The sequence below is a fragment of the Sphingomonas sediminicola genome (assembly GCF_014489515.1).
GTDB lineage: Bacteria > Pseudomonadota > Alphaproteobacteria > Sphingomonadales > Sphingomonadaceae > Sphingomicrobium > Sphingomicrobium sediminicola.
In genome coordinates, this window is the sequence record NZ_CP060782.1 from 52395 (window position 1) to 72261 (window position 19867).

General features: G+C 63.4%; 19 protein-coding genes and 3 pseudogenes. 14 read left to right on the plus strand and 8 right to left on the minus strand.

Features of this window, described 5'->3' with window-relative positions; translation table 11 throughout:
• Window positions 1-22: 22 nt before the first annotated feature.
• A pseudogene (locus tag H9L14_RS00305) lies at window positions 23-1869 on the plus strand (DUF885 domain-containing protein).
• Window positions 1870-1925: 56 nt separating this feature from the next.
• On the plus strand, window positions 1926-2630 hold the full coding sequence (locus H9L14_RS00310) for a VIT1/CCC1 transporter family protein (RefSeq protein WP_187708767.1): 705 nt from the start codon (window positions 1926-1928) through the stop codon (window positions 2628-2630).
• A 1-nt stretch (window position 2631) separates the two neighbouring features.
• Here H9L14_RS00310 and H9L14_RS00315 read toward each other — a convergent pair whose 3' ends face one another.
• On the minus strand, window positions 2632-3081 hold the full coding sequence (locus tag H9L14_RS00315) for a hypothetical protein (RefSeq protein ID WP_187708768.1): 450 nt from the start codon (window positions 3079-3081) through the stop codon (window positions 2632-2634).
• Between the two features lie 56 nt (window positions 3082-3137).
• Window positions 3138-4921 (minus strand): annotated as a pseudogene (locus H9L14_RS00320) (ABC-F family ATP-binding cassette domain-containing protein).
• Between the two features lie 165 nt (window positions 4922-5086).
• Between H9L14_RS00320 and H9L14_RS00325 the strand changes: the two are divergent.
• On the plus strand, window positions 5087-5383 hold the full coding sequence (locus H9L14_RS00325) for a hypothetical protein (protein WP_187708769.1): 297 nt from the start codon (window positions 5087-5089) through the stop codon (window positions 5381-5383).
• A gap of 55 nt (window positions 5384-5438) precedes the next feature.
• Here the strand turns inward: H9L14_RS00325 and H9L14_RS00330 are convergent, their stop codons facing one another.
• Entirely contained in the window at window positions 5439-6338 is a 900-nt protein-coding gene (locus tag H9L14_RS00330; protein WP_187708770.1) for a TolB-like translocation protein, read from the minus strand.
• Window positions 6339-6469: 131 nt separating this feature from the next.
• Here H9L14_RS00330 and H9L14_RS00335 point away from each other — a divergent pair, with 131 nt between their 5' ends.
• From H9L14_RS00335 to H9L14_RS00345, 3 genes are all read left to right on the plus strand, one after another.
• Complete coding sequence (locus H9L14_RS00335; RefSeq protein WP_187708771.1) at window positions 6470-6964, plus strand: winged helix-turn-helix domain-containing protein; 495 nt, start codon at window positions 6470-6472, stop codon at window positions 6962-6964.
• Window positions 6964-7302: a hypothetical protein gene (locus H9L14_RS00340; protein WP_187708772.1), complete on the plus strand. Its 339-nt coding sequence runs from the start codon at window positions 6964-6966 to the stop codon at window positions 7300-7302. Before H9L14_RS00335 ends, H9L14_RS00340 begins: the two co-directional genes overlap by 1 nt.
• 197 nt (window positions 7303-7499) lie before the next feature.
• Window positions 7500-7838, plus strand: coding sequence for a hypothetical protein (locus H9L14_RS00345; RefSeq protein ID WP_187708773.1), 339 nt, complete (start codon window positions 7500-7502; stop codon window positions 7836-7838).
• 151 nt (window positions 7839-7989) lie between these two features.
• On the opposite strand, the gene H9L14_RS16370 is transcribed toward H9L14_RS00345, so the two are convergent.
• The gene (locus tag H9L14_RS16370; RefSeq protein ID WP_343070270.1) at window positions 7990-8427 is read right to left on the minus strand and encodes a hypothetical protein; all 438 of its coding nucleotides are present in this window, start codon (window positions 8425-8427) and stop codon (window positions 7990-7992) included.
• Window positions 8424-9986, minus strand: a complete 1563-nt coding sequence (locus H9L14_RS00355) for a TonB-dependent receptor (RefSeq protein ID WP_187708775.1) — start codon at window positions 9984-9986, stop codon at window positions 8424-8426. The genes H9L14_RS16370 and H9L14_RS00355 overlap by 4 nt, the downstream gene beginning before the upstream one ends.
• Window positions 9987-10219: 233 nt before the next feature.
• Between H9L14_RS00355 and H9L14_RS00360 the strand changes: the two genes are divergently transcribed.
• The 3 genes and pseudogenes from H9L14_RS00360 (at window position 10220) to H9L14_RS00370 (ending at window position 13336) form a co-directional block, all read left to right on the plus strand.
• Window positions 10220-10894, plus strand: a complete 675-nt coding sequence (locus H9L14_RS00360) for a response regulator transcription factor (protein ID WP_187708776.1) — start codon at window positions 10220-10222, stop codon at window positions 10892-10894.
• A gap of 92 nt (window positions 10895-10986) precedes the next feature.
• Window positions 10987-12290, plus strand: a pseudogene (locus H9L14_RS00365) (sensor histidine kinase).
• 32 nt (window positions 12291-12322) lie between these two features.
• Window positions 12323-13336: a polyprenyl synthetase family protein gene (locus tag H9L14_RS00370; protein WP_246444276.1), complete on the plus strand. Its 1014-nt coding sequence runs from the start codon at window positions 12323-12325 to the stop codon at window positions 13334-13336.
• A 21-nt stretch (window positions 13337-13357) separates the two neighbouring features.
• On the opposite strand, the gene H9L14_RS00375 is transcribed toward H9L14_RS00370, so the two are convergent.
• Window positions 13358-13939: a hypothetical protein gene (locus tag H9L14_RS00375; RefSeq protein WP_187708777.1), complete on the minus strand. Its 582-nt coding sequence runs from the start codon at window positions 13937-13939 to the stop codon at window positions 13358-13360.
• Between the two features lie 120 nt (window positions 13940-14059).
• On the opposite strand from H9L14_RS00375, the gene H9L14_RS00380 reads away from it, so the two are divergent.
• Window positions 14060-14341: an NADH dehydrogenase ubiquinone Fe-S protein 4 gene (locus tag H9L14_RS00380; protein WP_187708778.1), complete on the plus strand. Its 282-nt coding sequence runs from the start codon at window positions 14060-14062 to the stop codon at window positions 14339-14341.
• 278 nt (window positions 14342-14619) lie between these two features.
• Here H9L14_RS00380 and H9L14_RS00385 read toward each other — a convergent pair whose 3' ends face one another.
• Window positions 14620-14868 (minus strand): aminotransferase class IV, encoded by a 249-nt coding sequence (locus H9L14_RS00385; RefSeq protein ID WP_187708779.1) that lies wholly within the window; start codon window positions 14866-14868, stop codon window positions 14620-14622.
• A gap of 83 nt (window positions 14869-14951) precedes the next feature.
• On the opposite strand from H9L14_RS00385, the gene H9L14_RS00390 reads away from it, so the two are divergent.
• From H9L14_RS00390 to H9L14_RS00400, 3 genes are read left to right on the plus strand one after another with little or no spacing between them, the layout of a single operon-like run.
• Complete coding sequence (locus H9L14_RS00390) at window positions 14952-16235, plus strand: dipeptidase (RefSeq protein WP_343070204.1); 1284 nt, start codon at window positions 14952-14954, stop codon at window positions 16233-16235.
• A 36-nt stretch (window positions 16236-16271) separates the two neighbouring features.
• Window positions 16272-18188 (plus strand): S9 family peptidase, encoded by a 1917-nt coding sequence (locus tag H9L14_RS00395; protein ID WP_187708780.1) that lies wholly within the window; start codon window positions 16272-16274, stop codon window positions 18186-18188.
• Complete coding sequence (locus H9L14_RS00400) at window positions 18185-18850, plus strand: MBL fold metallo-hydrolase (protein WP_187708781.1); 666 nt, start codon at window positions 18185-18187, stop codon at window positions 18848-18850. Before H9L14_RS00395 ends, H9L14_RS00400 begins: the two co-directional genes overlap by 4 nt.
• Window positions 18851-19379: 529 nt before the next feature.
• On the opposite strand, the gene H9L14_RS00405 is transcribed toward H9L14_RS00400, so the two are convergent.
• On the minus strand, window positions 19380-19742 hold the full coding sequence (locus H9L14_RS00405) for a hypothetical protein (protein ID WP_187710013.1): 363 nt from the start codon (window positions 19740-19742) through the stop codon (window positions 19380-19382).
• Between H9L14_RS00405 and rpmF the strand changes: the two genes are divergently transcribed.
• The gene (rpmF, locus tag H9L14_RS00410; RefSeq protein WP_187708782.1) at window positions 19669-19848 is read left to right on the plus strand and encodes a 50S ribosomal protein L32; all 180 of its coding nucleotides are present in this window, start codon (window positions 19669-19671) and stop codon (window positions 19846-19848) included. The genes H9L14_RS00405 and rpmF overlap by 74 nt on opposite strands.
• Window positions 19849-19867 lie beyond the last annotated feature (19 nt).

Consider the following 19867-nt stretch of genomic DNA (forward strand, 5'->3'; position numbering starts at 1 on the left):
GTTTCGAATCCGGGGAGAATTCATGGATCGCCGCCAATTTCTGTCGACTGCCGGTGCGGCCGCCGGTTTGTCGTTCGTCAGCGCATTCGCGTCGAAGCCGGCGCTCGCTTTTGCAGCCTCCGCGCAGACGGCCGCGGGTCCGAAGGATGCGGCGCTCAACCAGATTTTCGACCGGATCTTTCAGGAGCAGGTGGCAACGAGCCCGAGGCTCGCGACCTACACCGGCCTCGACAAGGGCGCGCTCGCGCCGCTCAAGTCGAAGCTCGACACGAGGCCGGACCAGCAGGCGCGGATCGAGGAAATCGCCCGGACCAACAAGTTCATCGGCTGGCTCGAAGCCGTGCCGGAGGCCGGCCTTTCGGATCTATCCAAGCTCAACCGCGAGGTCGTGATCTGGGACCTGCGCACCAACAATGTCGGCCCGGAGAAATTTGACGTTTCCAACCCGCAGAGCCCTTATGTGATCAGCCAGCAGGACGGGCCTATTTCTCGACCCCCGATTTCCTGCATTCGGCGCACACGATCGAGAATGCCGCCGATGCGGAGGCGTATCTGTCGCGGCTTTCGCAATTCGCGACGGTTCTCGACAACGAGACGGTCGAGCAGCAGCGGCAGGCGGCGCGCGGCTATCTCGCTCCAGGCTGGTCGCTCGACCTCGCGCTTGGGCAGATGCGCGCGCTGCGCGAGCCTGCCGCCGAACAGAGCAACATGGCGGCGTCTGTTGCCGATCGCGCGGCGGCGAAGCAGATCGCCGGTGATTGGCGCGGGCGCGCGGCGAAGATCGTCGCCGACCAGGTCTATCCGGCCCTCGACAAGCAGATCGCGGCAGTCGCGGCGCTTCGGGCGAAGAGCCAGGCCGGTGACGGCGTGTGGCGAGTGCCTAATGGCGACGACCTCTACGAGGCCGCGCTCGCCGAGGCGACGACTACGAAATTCACCGCCGACGAGATTCACCGGATCGGGCTCCAGCAGGTCGCCGAGATCACTGCGGAGCTCGACAAGATCCTCCGTTCGGCCGGTTACACCAGCGGCAGCGTCGGGGAACGGCTGACGGCGCTGAACAAGTCTCCTGATCAGCTCTACTCGAACACGGACGCTGGCCGCACCGAGCTTCTTGCTAGCCTGAATGCCGGCATGGCGGACATGACCGCCCGGCTTCCCCGCGCCTTTCACAATCCGCCGAAAGACCCGCTAGAAATCCGCAGGGTACCGCCGGAAATCCAGGACGGCGCTTCCAACGGATATTATCGTCCAGCGGCGCTCGATGGGTCGCGGCCGGCCATTTATTTCATCAATCTCAAGTCGACGTCGGACTGGCCGAAATATTCGCTTCCGGCGCTGACCTATCATGAGGGCGTTCCCGGGCATCACTTGCAGAACAGCGTGACCCAGGCATCGGGCGACATTCCGATGCTGAGGCGGATCGCTTTCTATTCGGCCTATGGCGAGGGCTGGGCGCTGTACGCGGAGCAAGTTGCCGACGAGTTGGGCGCATACAAGGGCATCGAGCGCGCCGGATATCTGCAGTCCTTCCTGTTCCGGGCCGAACGTCTCGTCGTTGACACCGGCCTCAACCACATGCGGTGGAGCCGCGAGCAGGCGGTCGATCATATGGTCGCCGCGACCGGCTTCGCGCGCGGTCGGGTCCAGCGTGAAGTCGAACGCTACTGCGCGTCGCCGGGTCAGGCTTGCAGCTACAAGATCGGGCACCTTGCCTGGAATCGCGCCCGCAAGGAGGCGCAGCAGGCGCTTGGCTCGAAGTTCGACATACGCGACTTCCACGACATCCTCGTCGAAGGTGCGATGCCGTTGACCATCTTCGAACGCCGCGTTCGCGAGCGGACGGCGGCGGCGAGGAAGGTAGCCTGATCAGGCCGATTGCAAGCAGGCCACTCCGCCCGATAGAGTGAAGGCGGAGGTGGCCCGTGAGCCGACTGCACACACATCCTGAACGTCACGCGTCCTCCCGCATCGGCTGGCTTCGGGCGGCGGTGCTGGGTGCGAATGACGGCATCGTTTCCACCGCCAGCCTGATTGTCGGCGTAGCGGCATCGGACGCGAGCCGGTCGAGCGTGCTGATTGCGGGCGTCGCCTCGCTTTTCGCAGGCGCAATGTCCATGGCGGCGGGCGAATATGTGTCGGTCAGCTCCCAGTCCGATACCGAGAAGGCAGACCTGGCCCGAGAGAAGGGCGAGCTCGCGCACCAGCCCGAACTCGAACGCGAAGAGCTCATCCGGATTTATGAAGCGCGAGGAGTCGAGCGGAAGACTGCGGAGGCCGTTGCCGACCAGATGACGGCGCACGATGCGCTCGGCGCGCATGCACGCGACGAACTCGGCTTGTCGGAGACCATGTCCGCGCGTCCCCTTCAGGCCGCGATCGCATCGGCGCTGACGTTCACCGCCGGTGCCGCGGCGCCGCTTCTCGTCGTTACGGTCGTTCCGGTCGCACTGCTCATTCCGGCAGTCGCGTTCGTTTCGCTGCTATGCCTTGCCGTGCTTGGCACGCTGGGCGCAAAGGCCGGCGGTGCGCCGCTCGCGCCGTCCCTTTTGCGGGTCACCTTCTGGGGAGCACTGGCAATGGCCGTGACCGCCGGAGTTGGGCGGCTCTTCGGGACTGCGGTGGCCTAGATCACTGTTCGTGGCCGAGGAATTCCGCTTCGCTCTCGGGCCATTTCGGTCCTGAGACCCAGTACGTGCCCATGAGCGTCCGCTTGACCTTCAGCATCGTGCCCGGCGGCGGCGGGTCGCGGTGCGATTTCGTGGGCTGGACCGACCAGCGATCGCCATTGTCGAAAAGTACCCACAAGCTGCTTCCGCCCCAATGACCGGACGCCTTGACCGCTCCTTCGAGAGCCAAAGGCGCCTTCTTTTCCTTCAGCACCATGCTCCCGCGGGCGAGAGCCTCCTTCAGAGGAAGGATCGATTGGTCGTAACAGCGAAGCCGCTCTTCATTCGAACTGATGGATCCGCACGCTAATATGGCCTGGACGCGCTGGTCCGGCTTGTCCTTTGCCGAGGCAATTGCTGGAACGGGCAACAGGACAATTGCGGCGATAATGATGCCCGCCCACTTTGACATGGTCTTCCCCTCGATCGGACGATCAGCATCGCACCGCTACCCGCGCAGCGGAAGTCCTATCTCGACAGTTCCTCGGCCATTTCGGCAACCTCGAGCCAGCGCTCCTCGGCTGCATGCTTTTCGGTGCGAAGCTTTGCCGCCTGGTCGCTTAGATCGGCGAAGCGCTTGGGATCGCGCACGTAGAGATCCGGATCTGCAAGCACGTCTTCGGTCGCCGCGATCTGCGCCTCGAGCCGTTCGATCTCGCCCGGAAGCCGGTCGAGGTCGCGCTGGTCCTTGTAGCTGAGCTTCCCGCTCGGCGCCGGCCTGCGATCTTCAGTGACCGGCGGCGCCTTGGGCTTCGAGACAGGCGCAGCCTGCGTCCTCCGGCGCTTTGCCCAATCCTCATAACCACCCGCGACAATGTCGACGCGACCCGACCCGTCGAGGCCCAGCGTGACCGTCACCGTCCGGTCGAGGAAATCGCGGTCGTGGCTGACGATCAGGACCGTGCCTTCGTAATCGGCGATGACTTCCTGCAGCAGATCGAGCGTCTCGAGATCGAGGTCGTTGGTCGGTTCGTCGAGCACCAGCAGGTTCGCCTCGCGGGCAAACTCCCGCGCCAGCAGCAGACGCGACCGCTCACCGCCGGAGAGCGACCCGACCGGGGCTTCGGTCAGCTCCGGCGAAAAGAGGAATTCCTTGAGATAGCCCTTGATGTGCTTCTTGGTGCCCCGAACGTCGATCCAATCGCCGCCCTCCGCGAGCACGTCGCGGACGCGCTTGGCCGGGTCCATGAGCTTGCGCTGCTGGTCGATGACGATGCCGGAAAGCGTCTTCGCGCGCTCGACCTTGCCCTCGTCGGGCGCCAGCTCGCCGGTGAGCAGCTTGAGCAGGGTCGTCTTGCCCGCGCCGTTCGGTCCGACGATGCCGATCCGGTCCCCGCGCTGGATGCGCAACGTGAAGTCGCGGATGATCTGGCGGTCGCCATAATTCTTCGAGACGCGGTCGGCGTCGATCACGGCCTTTGAACGAACGTCGTCCTTGGCGACCGCAAGCTTCGCCGTGCCCGGGCCGCCGATCATCGCAGCCCGCTGGGCGCGCATGTCATGGAGTTTGGCGAGGCGGCCTTGGTTGCGGCGGCGGCGGGCCGTGACACCGCGCTCCAGCCAGCGCAGCTCGAGGGCCAGCTTGGCGTCGAGTTTTTCCGCCGCGCGAGCCTCTTCCTCATAGGCTTTCTCCATCCACGCTTCGAAACCGCCGAATCCGATCTCGGCGCGGCGGAGATGGCCGCGGTCGAGCCAGAGGCAACTTTTCGTCAGGCGGGTGAGGAAGGTCCGGTCGTGGCTGATGACGATGAAGGCTCCGGCGAACCGGTTCAGCCAGTCTTCGAGCCACTCGATTCCGGAAAGGTCCAGATGGTTGGTCGGCTCGTCGAGGAACAGAACGTCCGGCTCCTGAGCGAGCGCTCGGGTGATCGCCGCGCGTCGCCGCTCCCCCCGCTTGCGGTCGCAACCGGCCGCGACAGGTCGAGCCCGATCTGGTCGGCGATCGCGGCCGCCTCGTGCGTTTCCGGAGCATCGGAGCCATCGAGCACCCAGTCGAAAAGGGTTGCGTGGTCGCCCATGTCCGGATCCTGCTCGAGCAGGGCGACGCGGCTGCCCGGCACGATGGTGCGCTTGCCCTCGTCGGTATCAATCAGGCCCGCCAGGCACTTCAGGAGCGTCGTCTTGCCCGCGCCATTGCGGCCGATCAGCGCAAGCCGGTCGCGCGGACGGATATGGACGTCGAGGTGGCGGAACAGCCAGCCTTCGCCCTGGACGAGCCCGAGGTCTTCATAGGAGAGTGTCGCCGCAGCCATGCGGCGCCCCTAGCCAGTCCGCTTCATAAGGGGAACCGGTGTGGCCGGAGGGTCACTTCCGTAAACGCATATTTTACGGCAGTCTGCGGAGCTTAACGGCTCTGTTCAGGACCATTCATAAGGCATTCAATGGTTTCTGATAAAACCCGTGCCCAGAGAAAAGCCATGAGCCTGTACCGTAGAATCGCTCTGGCCGCGCTTGGCGCAGGCCTGCTTACGTCGCCCGCGCTAGCGGAACCGAAGCGCGATGCCGATCGTGCGTTCGACGCGGCTCGTCAGGGACGCGCAATGCCGCTCCCAAGCATCGAGCGCCGCGTGATGCCCTTCATGGGGGGTGCCGACTATCTCGGTCCCGAGTTCGACGGCGACACCTATCGGCTGAAGTTCGTCAAGGACGGCCGCGTGATCTGGGTGGACGTGGACGCCGCGACCGGCCGGATCAAGGGCAAATCGAGGCCGTAGCCTCCTGCTTTCTCCGGCCGATCCCGGCGGCCACGGACAAGGCGCCCCAACGCTCCTAATTGCCCGTGGCTTTGTCCCGGCTGGCGTACCAGATGTCGGGACCTTCACTTCCGGGCCGACCCGAGCTCAGGATCATGAACGAGCCGTCCTTGCTGATCACGGGCCGCGAATCGGTCGAAACCGAGCTCAGTTCAGACAGGTGAATGGCGGGGCCGAACGGCTCCGACGTGTTCGAACGCGTTGCATAATAGATGTCGTTGGCTCCAAGCCCGCCCGTCCTCGTGGAATCGAAGAAGATGGTCAGGCCGTTGCGCGTGACACTCGGCCGATTGTCGGATGCCGAGCTGTTCGGTCCACCGGCGAGCAACGTCTTCGGCCCACCATTGATACTCTGATAGATGTTGCCGTCGCCCGCACCGCCGTTCTGGCGGCTCGAGAAGATCATCACTTCGCGGCCCTCGTCGTCTTCGTAGAAGGATGGGCTTTCATCCAGCCAGCCCGGAGTGTTGACGTTCGGGCCGAGGTTCTGAGGCTGGCTCCAGCCGTTCGGGCCAAGCTTGCTGACATAGATATCGTACGACGGATCATCCCGGTTGCTGGAGAAATAAAGCCGATGACCCGGTGTTAGCGTCGGGCATGAGTCGTTCGCGGACGTATTGATCGGCGCCGGCAGCCGCACTGGCGCGCCGAACCCTTCTGACGTGCTCGACCGAGTGGCCATGAAGATGTCGAAATTGCCGTTGCTGAAGGAGTTGTAGAGTAGGGTCAGGCCGTCCGGCGAGGTGCTTGCGCAACCATCGATGCTCGGCGTGTTGATCGCGGTGCTCGATCCCGGCAGGCTCTCGACGTTTACCGGGATGTTCCAGCCGTCCCAATTTTTGGCGCCCACAGCGGTTGCGCTCAGTACGGCCAGGAAACCGACGGCAGACGCCGTCTTCGAAATGTGCCTTTTCATTCTAACCTCCCGTCAATCCGCAAGTGATTGAGCGGGCGTAGAATCGGGTCTGAGGATGTGCGATGGAGGTTTGCCGATGATCTTATGATCATTTGCTGATCGTTGTTTTGTCGCGGAGGCGTGGGGCATCGATGTTGAAGCTGAGCGACCTGGCGCTTCGGCCGGATCTGCAGCTCGGCCCCATGCTCGTGAGCCCGTCCCGCCGGCTCGTCGAGGGACCAGGCGGCCACACTCATCTCGAGCCTTTGATCATGCAGGTGTTCCTCCTGCTGCTCGATGCGGGTGGGAAGGTCGTAACCCGCAATGAATTGTTCGACCAGTGTTGGGGCGGGGTCATCGTCGGCGACGACAGCCTCAATCGCGCAATCGCGAAGGTGCGGAGAACGTCGGCGCATGTTGCGCCTGGCCTTCTCGAGATCGAGACGATCCCGCGCACGGGCTACCGGCTGACAGGCGAGATACTCGAATTACTGAGCAAGGATGATGCGACGAGCCCGGGTAGGGAAGCGCCGCAAGCGATTTCCCGACGCAGGCTTGTTGGTGGAGCCGCAGCCACGGCCGCAGCCCTTGGTGCAGGGGGATTTGGTTCTTCAACTCGCGCGAAGACCGCGAATTCAAGGAGCTGATGGATCGCGGTGAAGATGCGCAGGCTACGAGTGATCCAGACAGCCATCCCGCGGAATATTTTCGGAGGGCCGTCGCTTTGCGGCCGGCCGACGCCAAAGCACAAGGCAGCCTGGCTTATGCCGAGGCGATACGCACGGACAATGGCCAGCCCGACCAGACCCGGGCAGCGCTGCAAGAGGCGGAAAGCGCGGCGACGGCTGCACTTGCTCTCGATCCCAACGAGCCGAACGCCCAGCTCGCCCGAATTATACTACAAAGTAGCAGCCTGGACCTGGCGGGCACCGAAGATCGGCTACGTCGAATCCTGGGGCCTATCCCGACAGTATCAATGCGATGAAGCAGCTATGGAATTTGCTTCAATGCGTAGGCAGAAGCCGGGAGGCGCTAGCGCTCGTCGAGCGGTCGCTGGCCATCAAGCCGCTCGCTTCCGGATCACATTATCCGCGAGCGCAACTCCTTTGGATCACAGGCCGAACGGCCGAAGCGGACAGGGTGATTGAGAGGGCGATGCAGTATTGGCCGACGCACAGATTTGTGCGGTTTGCGCGATTCATCATTTTCGCGTTCACCGACCGGCCTCGCGCGGCGCTCGCGATGATCGAGAAACCGGGAACCGCGCCGCAGAATTACTCGCCCGAAGCAATCGCGCTGTGGCGCGTGTCTCTTCCGGCATTGGACCAGCGAACGCCGGCGAGCATTGCGGCCGCACGCAAGGCAAACCTCGAGGCAGTGAAAAAGAACCTGCGCCTGACTTCACAGGCGACGATGGTGATGTCTGCGCTCGGCGAGATCGACACCGCATTCGAGATCGCCAATGCATTCTTTGCGGTCGGGGATCGAACGAGTCCGGTCGCGGCGCAAATACGCCAGTGAAAAGCACCGCTTGGCGCTTTGCCCCGTGGCTATTCATCCCACCCATAGCTCCGATGCGTGCCGACCCCCGGTTCCAGAGTCTGGTCGAGGGGATCGGATTGAGCGACTATTGGAAGGCACGAAATGTCCGGCCGGATTACCTGAAGCAGCTCTAGAAGCGCACTTCCAGGCCGGCCGCAAACGTGCGCGGGTCTTCGGATTCACCGGATTGAGGGAGACTGGTTAGCGGATCCGGATCGCTTAGATCGAGCATGTTGAGTGCATCGAAGACGTTTCGAACCTGCGCGAACAGCGAAACTCGCTCAAGGTCATACTGCGCGCGAGCGTCGATCCTTAGGCTGCTTCGTACACGAACCTCCGGCGAGTTTTCGGGGTCCGTGAAATATGGGCTGTGACGCCGAACCTGCGCAGAAATCCGTACCCTATCGATCGGCTTCCAGTCGATCGCCGCCGACCCGCTGAAGTGGGGCGACCGATCGAATTCATTGCCTTCCAGACCCGCGCTTTCAGCGTCTGTCCGGATGATCTCTGTTCCCAGCAAGCCCACCGCAACGGTGAGTGACAGCGTCTTATCGAACCGCCAGTTCAGCTGCCCCTCGGCGCCGTAGCTGCGGGCCTTGGGACGTTGAAGAGATTCGCAAACCCGACCGGCCGGCCTGACGGCGTGCGGATGAGTATCGGCTTTGAGCGCTGCGCGTTGCGCATGTCGTAATAGAAGAGGTTCGCCTCTGCGGTCGCGTGTCCTCCGGCCAGCTCCGCCCTGGCAAAGACCTCGTAATCCCAGAGGGATTCGGCCCTGAAGTCGTCAGGCCGCGAAGTATCCACCCTGATTGTCGTTCCGCCCGGATTGTAGGCCCTCTGGACCATCGCGCCGATCCGCAGCTGGGGAGTGACGTCGTACGCGAAGGTGATCTTTGGCAACCAGGCATCGAACGTTCCGACGAAATCGACCGGAATCTCGAAAGATGTCGCGGTAAGCGCACCCTGCCTTTTCTGCCGGTCGCGCTGGTAGCGGATGCCGGCTGTCATTTTGGCGCGTGAGGAGAGCGCAAGGCTCGCGTCCACGAATACGCCCGATCCGTCCTGCCAGTCGCGGAACCGGCCGATAGACCCCGAAAGCAGGGACAGGTTGATGTACTGCTTGAGCCGCACATGCGTGTGGGAAGCGCCGCCGACGATCGACAGGGGCCCCTCGGGCGACCACCTGAGAATCGCTTCCGCTGACCAGTCGCGGCCGTCGTTTCTCGTTTGGCCGAAGTTGGGTATTGCAAGCCGCTGCGCCTTGCTGTCGCCGCCGGTCAGCATGACGTCCGCCATCAAATCGTCGCTCAGTTCATGACGGAGCCCCGCGGTCAGCGAATCCACGTTGATCCGAAACACTCCGTAGCCGCCGTCTTCATCCCTGCGTTCACGGAACGGTGCAGTGAGCCCGACGGCCTGGGGCATTTGCGATTGAGAATGGACGTAGGTCAGGTTGATCCGAGTACGGGACGAGGGCTTCAGAGCAAGCTTTGCGCGGAGCAGTCCAAAGACATCGTGGCTGGGATCGCCGCCCTCGATTTCGTCGATGATCTTGCTGGTCGTGCGGCTGTAACGGAAATCGCCCGCGACCCTGAGCGCGACCGCTTCGCCGGCGAGCGGCCCGGATGCGACAGCTGAGACTTGCCGCATCCTGAAGTCGCCGACGATTCCGCGCGCCCGGAATTCCGGATGTGCAGAAGGTTCGTTCGTATTGACGAAAATCGCGCCGGCGATCGAGTTCTGGCCTTGGGTGGTGGTCTGCGGCGTCCGGAAAACTTCTAGCCGCTGCACATCCCAAACGGGGAAAGTGCCGAAGACAAATTCGTTGTAGGTCACCGGCCGCCCGTCGACGATCAGCGTCATCCTTGGACGATTGCCGCCAAGAAAGGCCGGGAGCGCGTATAATGGCCCTGTCGTATCGAGCCCACGGATTGCCGGCGCTTGGCTGCCGTTGCCCAGTTGTACGTTGGGGATCAGCGCCAGGATGTCATCGACGCGATTGGCGCCGCTAGCCTCGATTTCAGCCTCGTTGACGACCGTGACGCTGGAAGATGTCTCGCGAAGAGTGCGAGAAACGCGCTCGCCGGTGACGATGACGTCCCGTTCCTGTTCATCAGAAGTGGTCACGGAATCTGGATTCGCTGCGAGAACGGCCAGCACGATCAAACCGACAGGCGCGGGCATGAACCCCCTAAGGCCACGCAGACGCAGTCGATGTTACATAAGTTATTGCCTTTGGCCTAGTAACTGGCGGCGCATTGACATTTGCGCGGACCTCCCCAGTTCATTCCGCTCAAGCAACCGTTCAGCTTCGCGTTGGTTTGAGGCTGCGAAACACGGTTTTTAGGGGACTGACACGCATGCGTGTGCTGATCGTCGAAGACGAGCCCAATCTCGGGCGGCAGCTCCGTTCGACTCTCGAAGGCGCCGGTTATGCCGTCGACCTCGCGACGGATGGGGAAGACGGACATTATCTCGGCTCCACCGAGAGCTACGACGCTGTGATCCTCGATCTTGGGCTTCCTGAGGTAGACGGTCTCACGGTGCTCGATCGGTGGCGGAGGGAAGGCCGGCGCATGCCTGTTCTCGTGCTGACTGCCCGCGATAGCTGGTCGGACAAGGTCGCCGGCCTCGACGCGGGCGCGGACGATTATCTCGCCAAGCCATTCCAGACCGAGGAACTGATCGCGCGGCTTCGCGCGCTCATCCGCCGCGCGTCGGGCAATGCCTCGTCGGAGCTGATAGCCGGCGACATCCGCCTCGACACACGGTCGGGCAAGGTCACCAAGGACGGCGAGCCGGTGAAGCTCACGGCGCAGGAGTACAAGCTGCTCAGCTATCTGATGCATCACAAGGGCAAGGTCGTCAGCCGCACCGAGCTTATCGAGCATATCTACGACCAGGACTTCGACCGGGATTCGAACACGATCGAAGTGTTCGTGACGCGCATCCGCAAGAAGCTCGGTGCGGACGTCATCACCACCATTCGCGGGCTGGGCTACACGCTCGATGACCCGGAGGATAAGCGCGCTTGAACGATCAAACCGCCCCGGCAACGGCGGCGGATGGGCAAGCCGTAGCGCCGCCGAGACGCAAGGTCGCGCGCGTCGGCTCGCTGACGCGGCGCATGATCGTCGTCGCGGCGTTCTGGATTACCGCTCTTCTGCTGATGGGCGGCTTTGCGCTGGACCGTGTGCTGTCTGCGTCGATCGTCCAGAACTTCGACGACCAGCTCAAATATGTCCTCAACGCGATGATCGCGGCGTCGGAAATCGGACCGGACGGCGAGGTTCGCTTCAACCGTCCCCCCGCCGACCAGAGGTTCATCGAGCCCTATTCCGGCGTCTATTTCCAGGTCAGTGGCCAGGGGGCCGACACCTTCCCTCGCGCTCCTTGTGGGATCGGCGGCTGCAAGTCCAGGACCGCCACCAGGACGTCAACGTCCACACTTACGACAGCGACGAATTCGACGGCGAGCCGCTGCGTATCTCCGAACGCGACGTTATCCTTCCGGGCTCGAAAGTCCGCTGGCGCTTCCAGGTCGCGCAATCGCGCGAGATGATCGACACACAGATCAAGCAGCTGCGCTCGACCCTGTTCTGGAGCTTCTTCGCGCTCGGCATCGGCCTGCTGATCCTTGCCGCGCTCCAGACGTTTTATGGATTGTGGCCGCTTCGAAGGGTCCGGCAGGATGTCGCTGCCATCCGATCCGGCGCGAAGACGCGTATTACCGAGGACTTCCCGAATGAGGTCCGCCCACTCACCGACGAAATCAACCAGTTGCTCGCGCACAGCGAGGAGCAGGCGGAAGAAGCGCGTCGCCATGCGGGCAACCTCGCCCATGCGCTGAAGACGCCGCTGACGGTTATCACCAATGCCGCGACCGCAAACGCGCCGGACCTCGCCGAAACCGTATGCCGGGAGGCGATCGTCATGCGCCGGCAGGTCGACCACCATCTCGCCCGAGCCCGCGCGATCGGCCGGCGCGCCTCGGCGCATGCGCGCGCGACTGTCTGGGAGAGCCTGGAATCGGTGCAACGCGCAGTCGACCGGCTCTACGAGAAGGTCACCGTCGACATCGCGGGAGACAAGAAGGCCCAGGTCCGTGTCGAGCGGCAGGACCTCGACGAGATGCTCGGCAACCTGGTCGAGAATGCCGCGAAATATGGCGGCGGCCGGGTGTTTGTTACCGTCGAGCCGCAGGACGGGATGATCGACATATTGGTCGAGGACGACGGCAAGGGGATTCCCCAACAGCAGCGCGAAGCGATCTTCCAGCGCGGTGCCCGCCTCGACACCGACAAGCCGGGCACGGGTCTCGGCCTGGCCATCGTCCGCGATGTCGCCGAAATCTACGGCGGCAAGATCACGCTGGAGGAAAGCGAGGATCTCGGCGGGCTTCTCGCGCGGCTGAGCCTTCCGGCGGGCTAGGAAAAAGGCCGCGCGGCGGCTAGGTGGCGCGCGTGACCGCGACCGTCCACGAACTCAAGCCCGCGACCGCTCCTTCGCTCGAGCCGCTGATGGCACTCGTCGCCGATGACATGCACGGCGTGAACGCCGTCATCCTCGAGCGCATGCAGAGCAAGGTCGCGCTGATACCTGAACTGGCTGGCCACCTGATCGCCGGTGGCGGCAAGAGGATGCGGCCGATGCTGACGCTCGGGTCGGCGGCGCTGCTCGGCTATAGCGGAACGCGGCACCAGAAGCTCGCGGCGGCGGTCGAGTTCATCCACACGGCGACGCTGCTTCACGACGATGTCGTGGACGGCTCCGGCCTGCGCCGCGGCAAGCGCACCGCGAACCTCATCTGGGGCAATCCGGCGACCGTGCTCGTCGGCGACTTCCTGTTCAGCCGCGCCTTCGAGTTGATGGTGGAGGACGGCAGCCTTCGCGTGCTCAAGATCCTCAGCCATGCCTCTGCGGTAATTGCCGAGGGCGAGGTCGAGCAGCTGACCACCCAGCGCCGCGTCGAAACCGACGAAGACCAGTATCTGACCATCATCTCGGCCAAGACCGCAGCTTTGTTCGCTGCAGCCTGCCGAATTGCGCCGGTCGTTGCCGAAGCGGGCGAGGAAGCCGAGGTCGCGCTCGAGAAATATGGCAAATATCTCGGGATTGCGTTCCAGCTCGTCGACGACGCGCTCGACTATGGCTCGAAGCAGGACATCATGGGTAAGGGCGTGGGCGACGACTTCCGCGACGGAAAAGTCACGCTGCCCGTCATCCTCGCTCACGCGCGCGGGTCCGACGAAGACCGGGCCTTCTGGCGCGATGCGATGCTCGGCGAGCGTATCTCAGACGAAGACCTGACGCACGCAATCGCACTGCTACGCGGGACAGATGCCCTATCCGAAACCATCGAGCGCGCGCGCCACTATGGACGGCGCGCGCTAGACGCGCTTGCGCAATTCCCGGCGGGCAAGGCGAAATCGGCGCTCAGCGAAGCGGTCGAGTTCGCCATTTCCCGCGCTTACTGAGCGGCCTTCCCCCGGTCGGTATCATGAGGTGCGCGTAAGGCGTGCCCGACCACATGACGTAGGGGATGCCGTGTCCGGCTTCGCACCTGACGGATATCCGGCGAGGATCTCCTTGGAGCCCACGATCATGATGTGCGGACCCGTCTTGATCCAATCGTTCTGGGCAGTCGGAGCCGTCGCATAGGGATCGGAGTTGCTGGCGTCCGTTCCGCCTTCGAGCATGTACATCACGCCGACGGTGTTGGCAGGCGGGTCCTTCTTGCCCATCCAGGCCTGCGCCCACTTCGCCGCATTGGCGTCCATGCACATCGGGTCGGGTCCCGGAGTCGTCGGGCTGTCGGGCATGCAGGTCCAGCCGTTCGTTCCTTCGCGCAGGGTCTTCATCGACCCGTCGGCCTGCGCCTGGACAATCGTCGCGCCCTCGGAAATCGATGAGGGCGCGGCCGACATTGCGCTCGCGACCGGGTCATTGTGGTCGGTCGCTGAAGCCGCTGCATTCTCGGCATTCGCTTCCTGCACGTTGGTCGCCACCGGCGACTTGTTGCAGCCGAACAGGGCCAGCGACACTCCCGCCGCCAGCAACGCATAACTTGCACGATACATGCTGTTCCTCCTCTCCCAGGGAGGACGCGCCGATTAGCACAAACTGCTGCGCCGCGCACGAGAACATCTGCGCCACTCAAGCGCTTGATTTCGGAGCGGCACTGGGCCACCTCGCGGGTAATGACGATTGCACGCATTTCCGAGCTCGACCGTCGCACGACTCAGTCGGGCAGGGCCAACAACGGCCTCTGGCTTCTCGAGTTCGAGCGCGAGCAGGCGCTCCGTCCCGACCCGCTGACCGGCTGGAACGGATCTGGCGACACGAACACGCAGGTGCGCATCACGTTCAAGACCAAGGATGAGGCAATCGCATTCTGCGAAAAGCGCGGGCTTCAGTATCATCTGATCCCGGCGGCTCCGCTGAAGATGAAGCTCCAGGCCTACGCCGACAACTTCCGTTAGGCCTTGCCAGCTTCTCGGCCGGCCGCCAGACATAGGGCGCGCCTGCGCGGAGCATCCCGCGGCTGATCCTGCGCGATCGAACCGAGCGGCCGGAAGCCATCGCAAGCGGCAACATGCTGCTGGTCGGTCGCATCCCGATTTGATCGAAAAGACGGTGGCCCGACTACTTGATAACCCCGCAACACTGAATGCGATGCGGAGACCGAGTTATCCCTATGGCGACGGCCGTGCGTCGCAGCGGATTGCGCACGAGATCGTAAGCTGGCTCAGGCGCGGCGTCAGGCCGGCCGAACCTCGATCGCCATCGCTCCGGTCGACGACAGTACCAGCCGCGCAGTAGCCGCCGCGCGCCGTCCAAATGTCGCGGCCTGCAGCTCGTTCCGGGCGGCATGATGGTCGAACTTGAAGCCGGCCTGGTCCGCTTCGCGCTTCAGCTGGTCGAGGTGCGTTTCGAGATCCGTGATCCCATCCTCGGGATCGAAGCGCATGGTGATCGACAGGTCTGGACGTGGGGCTGGCTGACTCATCAACGCCTTCATTGACGGCGAAGCGGGGAAGGACAAGCCCTGCCGATTGCGCACGGCTGTTTCGGCCCATACACCTTCGCGCCATGGACATGAAAACCCGCCTGCTCGCAGCCGCAGCCGCGCTGCTCGTCGCTACCCCAGCATTGGCCCAGCCGATCCCGGCCCCAGTCCAAAAGCGGATCGACCGGATCCTCAAGCGAACGCCGCTGATCGATGGCCACAACGACGTGCCGGAGCAGATCCGCGAGAATTGGAAGATGAGCGTCGAGGGTCTCGCGAGCGGCTCAGACAAGCGTCAGCCGAACCCGATGATGACCGACATGGCCCGCCTTCACGAAGGCCGGGTCGGCGGCCAGTTCTGGTCGGTCTACATCGACGCGAGCGTTCATGGAGATGAGGCGATCCGCCAGACCCTGGAGCAGATCGACATCGTGACGAGGCTTGTCAAAGCCTATCCGAACGATCTCGAGCTCGCGTCGACCGCTGCCGACTTCGAGCGCATCCACCGCAAGGGCAAGATTGCGTCCGTGATGGGGGTTGAAGGGGGCCACCAGATGGGCGGATCGATGGCGGCGCTCCGCCAGTTCTACCGGCTCGGCGCCCGCTACATGACGCTGACCCACTTCGCGACCAACGACTGGGCGGACAGCGCAACCGACGATCCGAAGTACGGCGGCCTCAGCCCGTTCGGCGTCGAGGTCGTCAAAGAGATGAACCGCATCGGCATGCTGGTCGACCTCGCCCACGTGTCACCGGACACGATGAAGGACGCGATCGAGGCTTCGAAGGCTCCGGTCATCTTTTCGCACAGCAACGCGCGCGCGCTCGAAGACCATCCGCGCAATGTGCCGGACGACGTGCTCGCGTTGCTTCCGGCGAACGGCGGCGTGGTGATGGTAAACTTCTACACCGGCTATCTCTCCGAGCCCTTCCGCCAGTGGAACGCGATGCGCGCGGGTGAAGAGGCCAAGCTCAAATCGCTCTTCACCGGCCAGCCCGACAAGCGCACGGCAGCAATGGATGCATGGGACAAGGCGAACCCGCCCCCAAAGGCGGAGATCGGAATCATCGCCGACCACATCGAGCATATCGCCAAGGTCGCCGGGGACGATCATGTCGGCCTCGGTGGCGATCTCGACGGCATTCCCTATGATCAGTCCCCACCGGGCATGAACAGCGTTAGCGGCTACCCCTTGCTATTCGCCGAGCTGATCCGCCGCGGCTGGAGCGACAAGGATCTCGCCAAGCTCGCCGGCGGGAACATCCTCCGCGTCCTGCGCCGGGCCGAGGAAGTGTCGGCGTCGATGAAGGACGTGCCGCCGTCGCTCGCGACCTTGCCGGCGCCTGCGCCCGCCAAGCCCGAATAGTTCACCGACCAACAATCCGATCAGGGGAGCATCATTTTGCGTTCCATCCGTGTCGCCCTCGCCGCCGCCGCTTTGTTGTCGACAGCTGCAGTCGCCGAAGTTCCCAAACCCGCGGCGCTGACTGCCGACGGCCTACCTGCCGTCCCGGACGAGCTTGCGGCGCGCACTCGCCCTTACATGGAGTTCCGCACGGCCGGCTTTGGAGGCTGGAACGCGGCCGATCGGTCAATGCTGATCGCGACCCGCTTCGGGAATACCAGCCAGCTCCACACGGTCGCGGCGCCGATGGGGATGCGCCGCCAGATCAGCTTCGAGGTCGAGCCCGTCGGCGGAAGCTGGTCTCCCAAAGGTGACGTGCTGGTCGTGACCAAGGACAAGGGTGGCGACGAATTCTACCAGCTCTACACCTTGGCGTCGGGAACACTGACGCTTTTGACCGACGGCAAGAGCCGCAATGAGTTCGGCACTTGGGACAAGGAGGGCCGGCTGGTTGGATATAATTCGACCCGTCGCAACGGCACCGATTCCGACCTCTACATCGTCGATCCGCGCGACCCGAAGAGCAATCGCCTGGTCGCGCAGGTGAAGGGCGGCGGATGGAACTTCGACAGCTTTGCTCCCGGCGGCGCGCAGGCGGCGGTGATGGAGTACATCTCGATCACGAAGAGCAATCCGTACCTGCTGGACGTCGCCAGCGGAAAGCTCGCGCCGATTGGCGATCACAGGAAGGCCATTTCCTACGGCGACCTCGAGTTCGCGCCCGACGGAACGCTGTGGGCGACCTCCGACGAGAACAGCGACGTCCTGCGACTCGGACGCCTCGATCCCAAGACCGGCAAGTTCACGCCCGTGAGCCCCAAGTCGCTCTGGGACGTCGAGGAATTCGAGTTTAGCAAGGACGGTCGGACGATCGCCTACACGGTCAACGAAGCGGGTAGCAGCCGTCTCTTCCTGCTCGACGTGGCAAGCGGCCGCGCTCAACAGGCCGCCAGCCTCCCGCTCGGGCAAATCTCCAATCTCGAATTCGCACCCTGGGGAGCACTTGGATTCTCGATGGTCTCGGCAAAGAGCCCGAGCGACGCTTACTCCCTCGATCCGCACACGTTTTCCGTCACGCGCTGGACGCAAAGCGAGACTGGCGGCCTGGACCCGAACATCAACGTCGAGCCTGAGCTGATCGAGGCAAAGAGCTTCGACGGCGAAACCGTCTCGGGCTTCCTTTATCGGCCAGACCCGGCGAAATTCCCCGGCAGGCGGCCGCTGCTTTTCAACATCCACGGTGGTCCGGAATCGCAGAGCCGACCCGGCTTCCTCGGCCGCAACAATTATCTCGTGAACGAGCTTGGAATCGCGATCTTCTATCCGAACGTGCGCGGCTCGTCGGGCTACGGAAAACGCTTCGTCAGCCTCGATAACGGGCCGTTCAAGCGTGAGAACAGCGTGAAGGACATCGGTGCCTTCCTCGACCGGCTTTCCGCCGATCCCAGGATCGATGCGTCGCGCATGGCGGAGACGGGCGGAAGCTATGGCGGCTACATGTGCTACGCCTCGGCCATTGCCTATGCGGACCGGTTCAAGGGCTCGCTGTGCGTGGTGGCCATCTCCAATTTCGTGACGTTCCTGGAGAACACGCAAAGCTATCGCCGCGACCTTCGCCGCGTCGAATATGGCGACGAGCGTGACCCGAAGCAGCGCAAAAAGCTGCTCGAAATCTCGCCGCTCCGACGGGTCAGCGAGATCAAGGCGCCTCTGTTCGTGGTGACCGGAGCCAACGACCCGCGCGTTCCGAAGTCGGAGGCAGACCAGGTTGTAAAGGCGGTCCGCGCCAATGGCAGCGAGGTCTGGCACCTCGTCGGCGAAAATGAGGGCCACGGGTTCGCAAAGAAGGAGAACCAGGACTATCAGTTTTGGTCGACCCTCCAGTTCTGGGAAAAGACCCTGCTCGCCAAATGACCGAGGCGAACCCACCTCTTCGCGCCGCCATCATCCCGGTCACGCCGCTGCAGCAGAATTGCACACTGTTGTGGTGCACAAAGACGATGCGCGGCACGCTCACGGATCCGGGCGGAGACCTGCCTAAGCTAAAAGCGGCGGCGCAGCAGGCCGGGGTGACGATTGAGAAGATCCTGCTGACCCACGGCCACATCGACCATTGCGGGTCGGCCGGAATCCTCGCCGAGGAGCTGGGCGTCCCGATCGAAGGGCCGCACGAGGCCGACCGCTTCTGGATCTCGCGTCTCGACGACGACGGGAAGCGCTGGGGCATCACCGGCAAGCCGTTCGAGCCCAATCGCTGGCTCGAGGATGGCGACACCGCGACGGTCGGCGAGCTGACCTTCGACGTCCGTCACTGCCCCGGCCACACGCCGGGCCACGTCGTCTTCCACCACGCGGAGTCGAAACTGGCGATCGTCGGCGACGTTCTCTTCAAAGGCTCGATCGGGCGCTGGGACTTCCCGATGGGCAATCATCAGCAACTCATCGAATCGATTACACAGAAGCTCTGGCCGATGGGCGGCGAGACGGCCTTCATACCGGGGCACGGGCCGATGTCGACCTTCGGGCATGAGCGGGCGACAAATCCGTTCTGCGGAGATGCGGCGTTGGCGGCCTGAGTGGGAGAGCATCAATGGGGTTGGATCTCGTTGTCGAAGGATGCCCAAAGCCAGGACACGAAGCAGAATGGCGAGAAATTCTCGCGCGATCTTTTGGTGACGGCGAACCAATCGATTCGGACGCCAGTCGCTTCGGCGAGATCAGCATCCCCCGCATGAGCGAGTTGGAGCTCCCCGTGTCGGCTTCGACCCTGATGCGGATAGCTGGATTATCCAGGCGCGCGGGGCGCAAACGCCAGCGGAGGTGGCAGCCGCACTGAAAGACTTCCACGGGTACTGTGTCCTGCGATTGGCAAGATCCGATGGCATCCCCTTGTATAGCCATGGAGGCCAATACGAGGGATTGGATGAAACTAGCTTCCGTGGTGCATTCCTTGGCGCATGCACAGATGTTCTTTCGTCGCAGCTGATTGAGGCTGCTTGGGAGCACAGATTTCCTGAGGAAGCTGTCGAGTATGGCCGCGACTTGCTCGCGGCGGCCGACGTGGCGAAGACAGCGGATGTCGATACTGGAGTGCAGACCAGTGGCTTAGGGCGAATGTTCGGCCTCGGTCGGCCAAAGCGGCCGCCGAGTGAATTCCCGCTCGAGGAACAGAAGAGGATAGTTGAGGCTGCAGGAAAGTGGTTCGTCTTCTGGGGCGAGCGCGGCCATGCAATTCGCGCTTGGTTCTAATAGTCCGACCGCCTTGCGCTCTCGTCTCTTTCCGTTATAGGAGCCGCGTTCGCGACGATCCGGACGCCGCCGCGGGGCTTCCCCGTTGAAGAGGCACCGATCGTCGCCAATTTTTTTGTAATCAGATTCCAAGACAGGTGCCTCCATGGCCGTTCCGAAGAGAAAAACCTCGCCCTCGAAGCGCAACATGCGCCGCAGCCACCACGCGCTGAAGGCCACGACGTTTCAGGAATGCCCGAACTGCGGTGAGCTGAAGCTCCCCCACAATCTGTGCCAGGCATGCGGCCACTATAATGGCCGCGAGATCGTTTCGACTGAAGCCTAACGGCCAAAGGAGGCGCGGG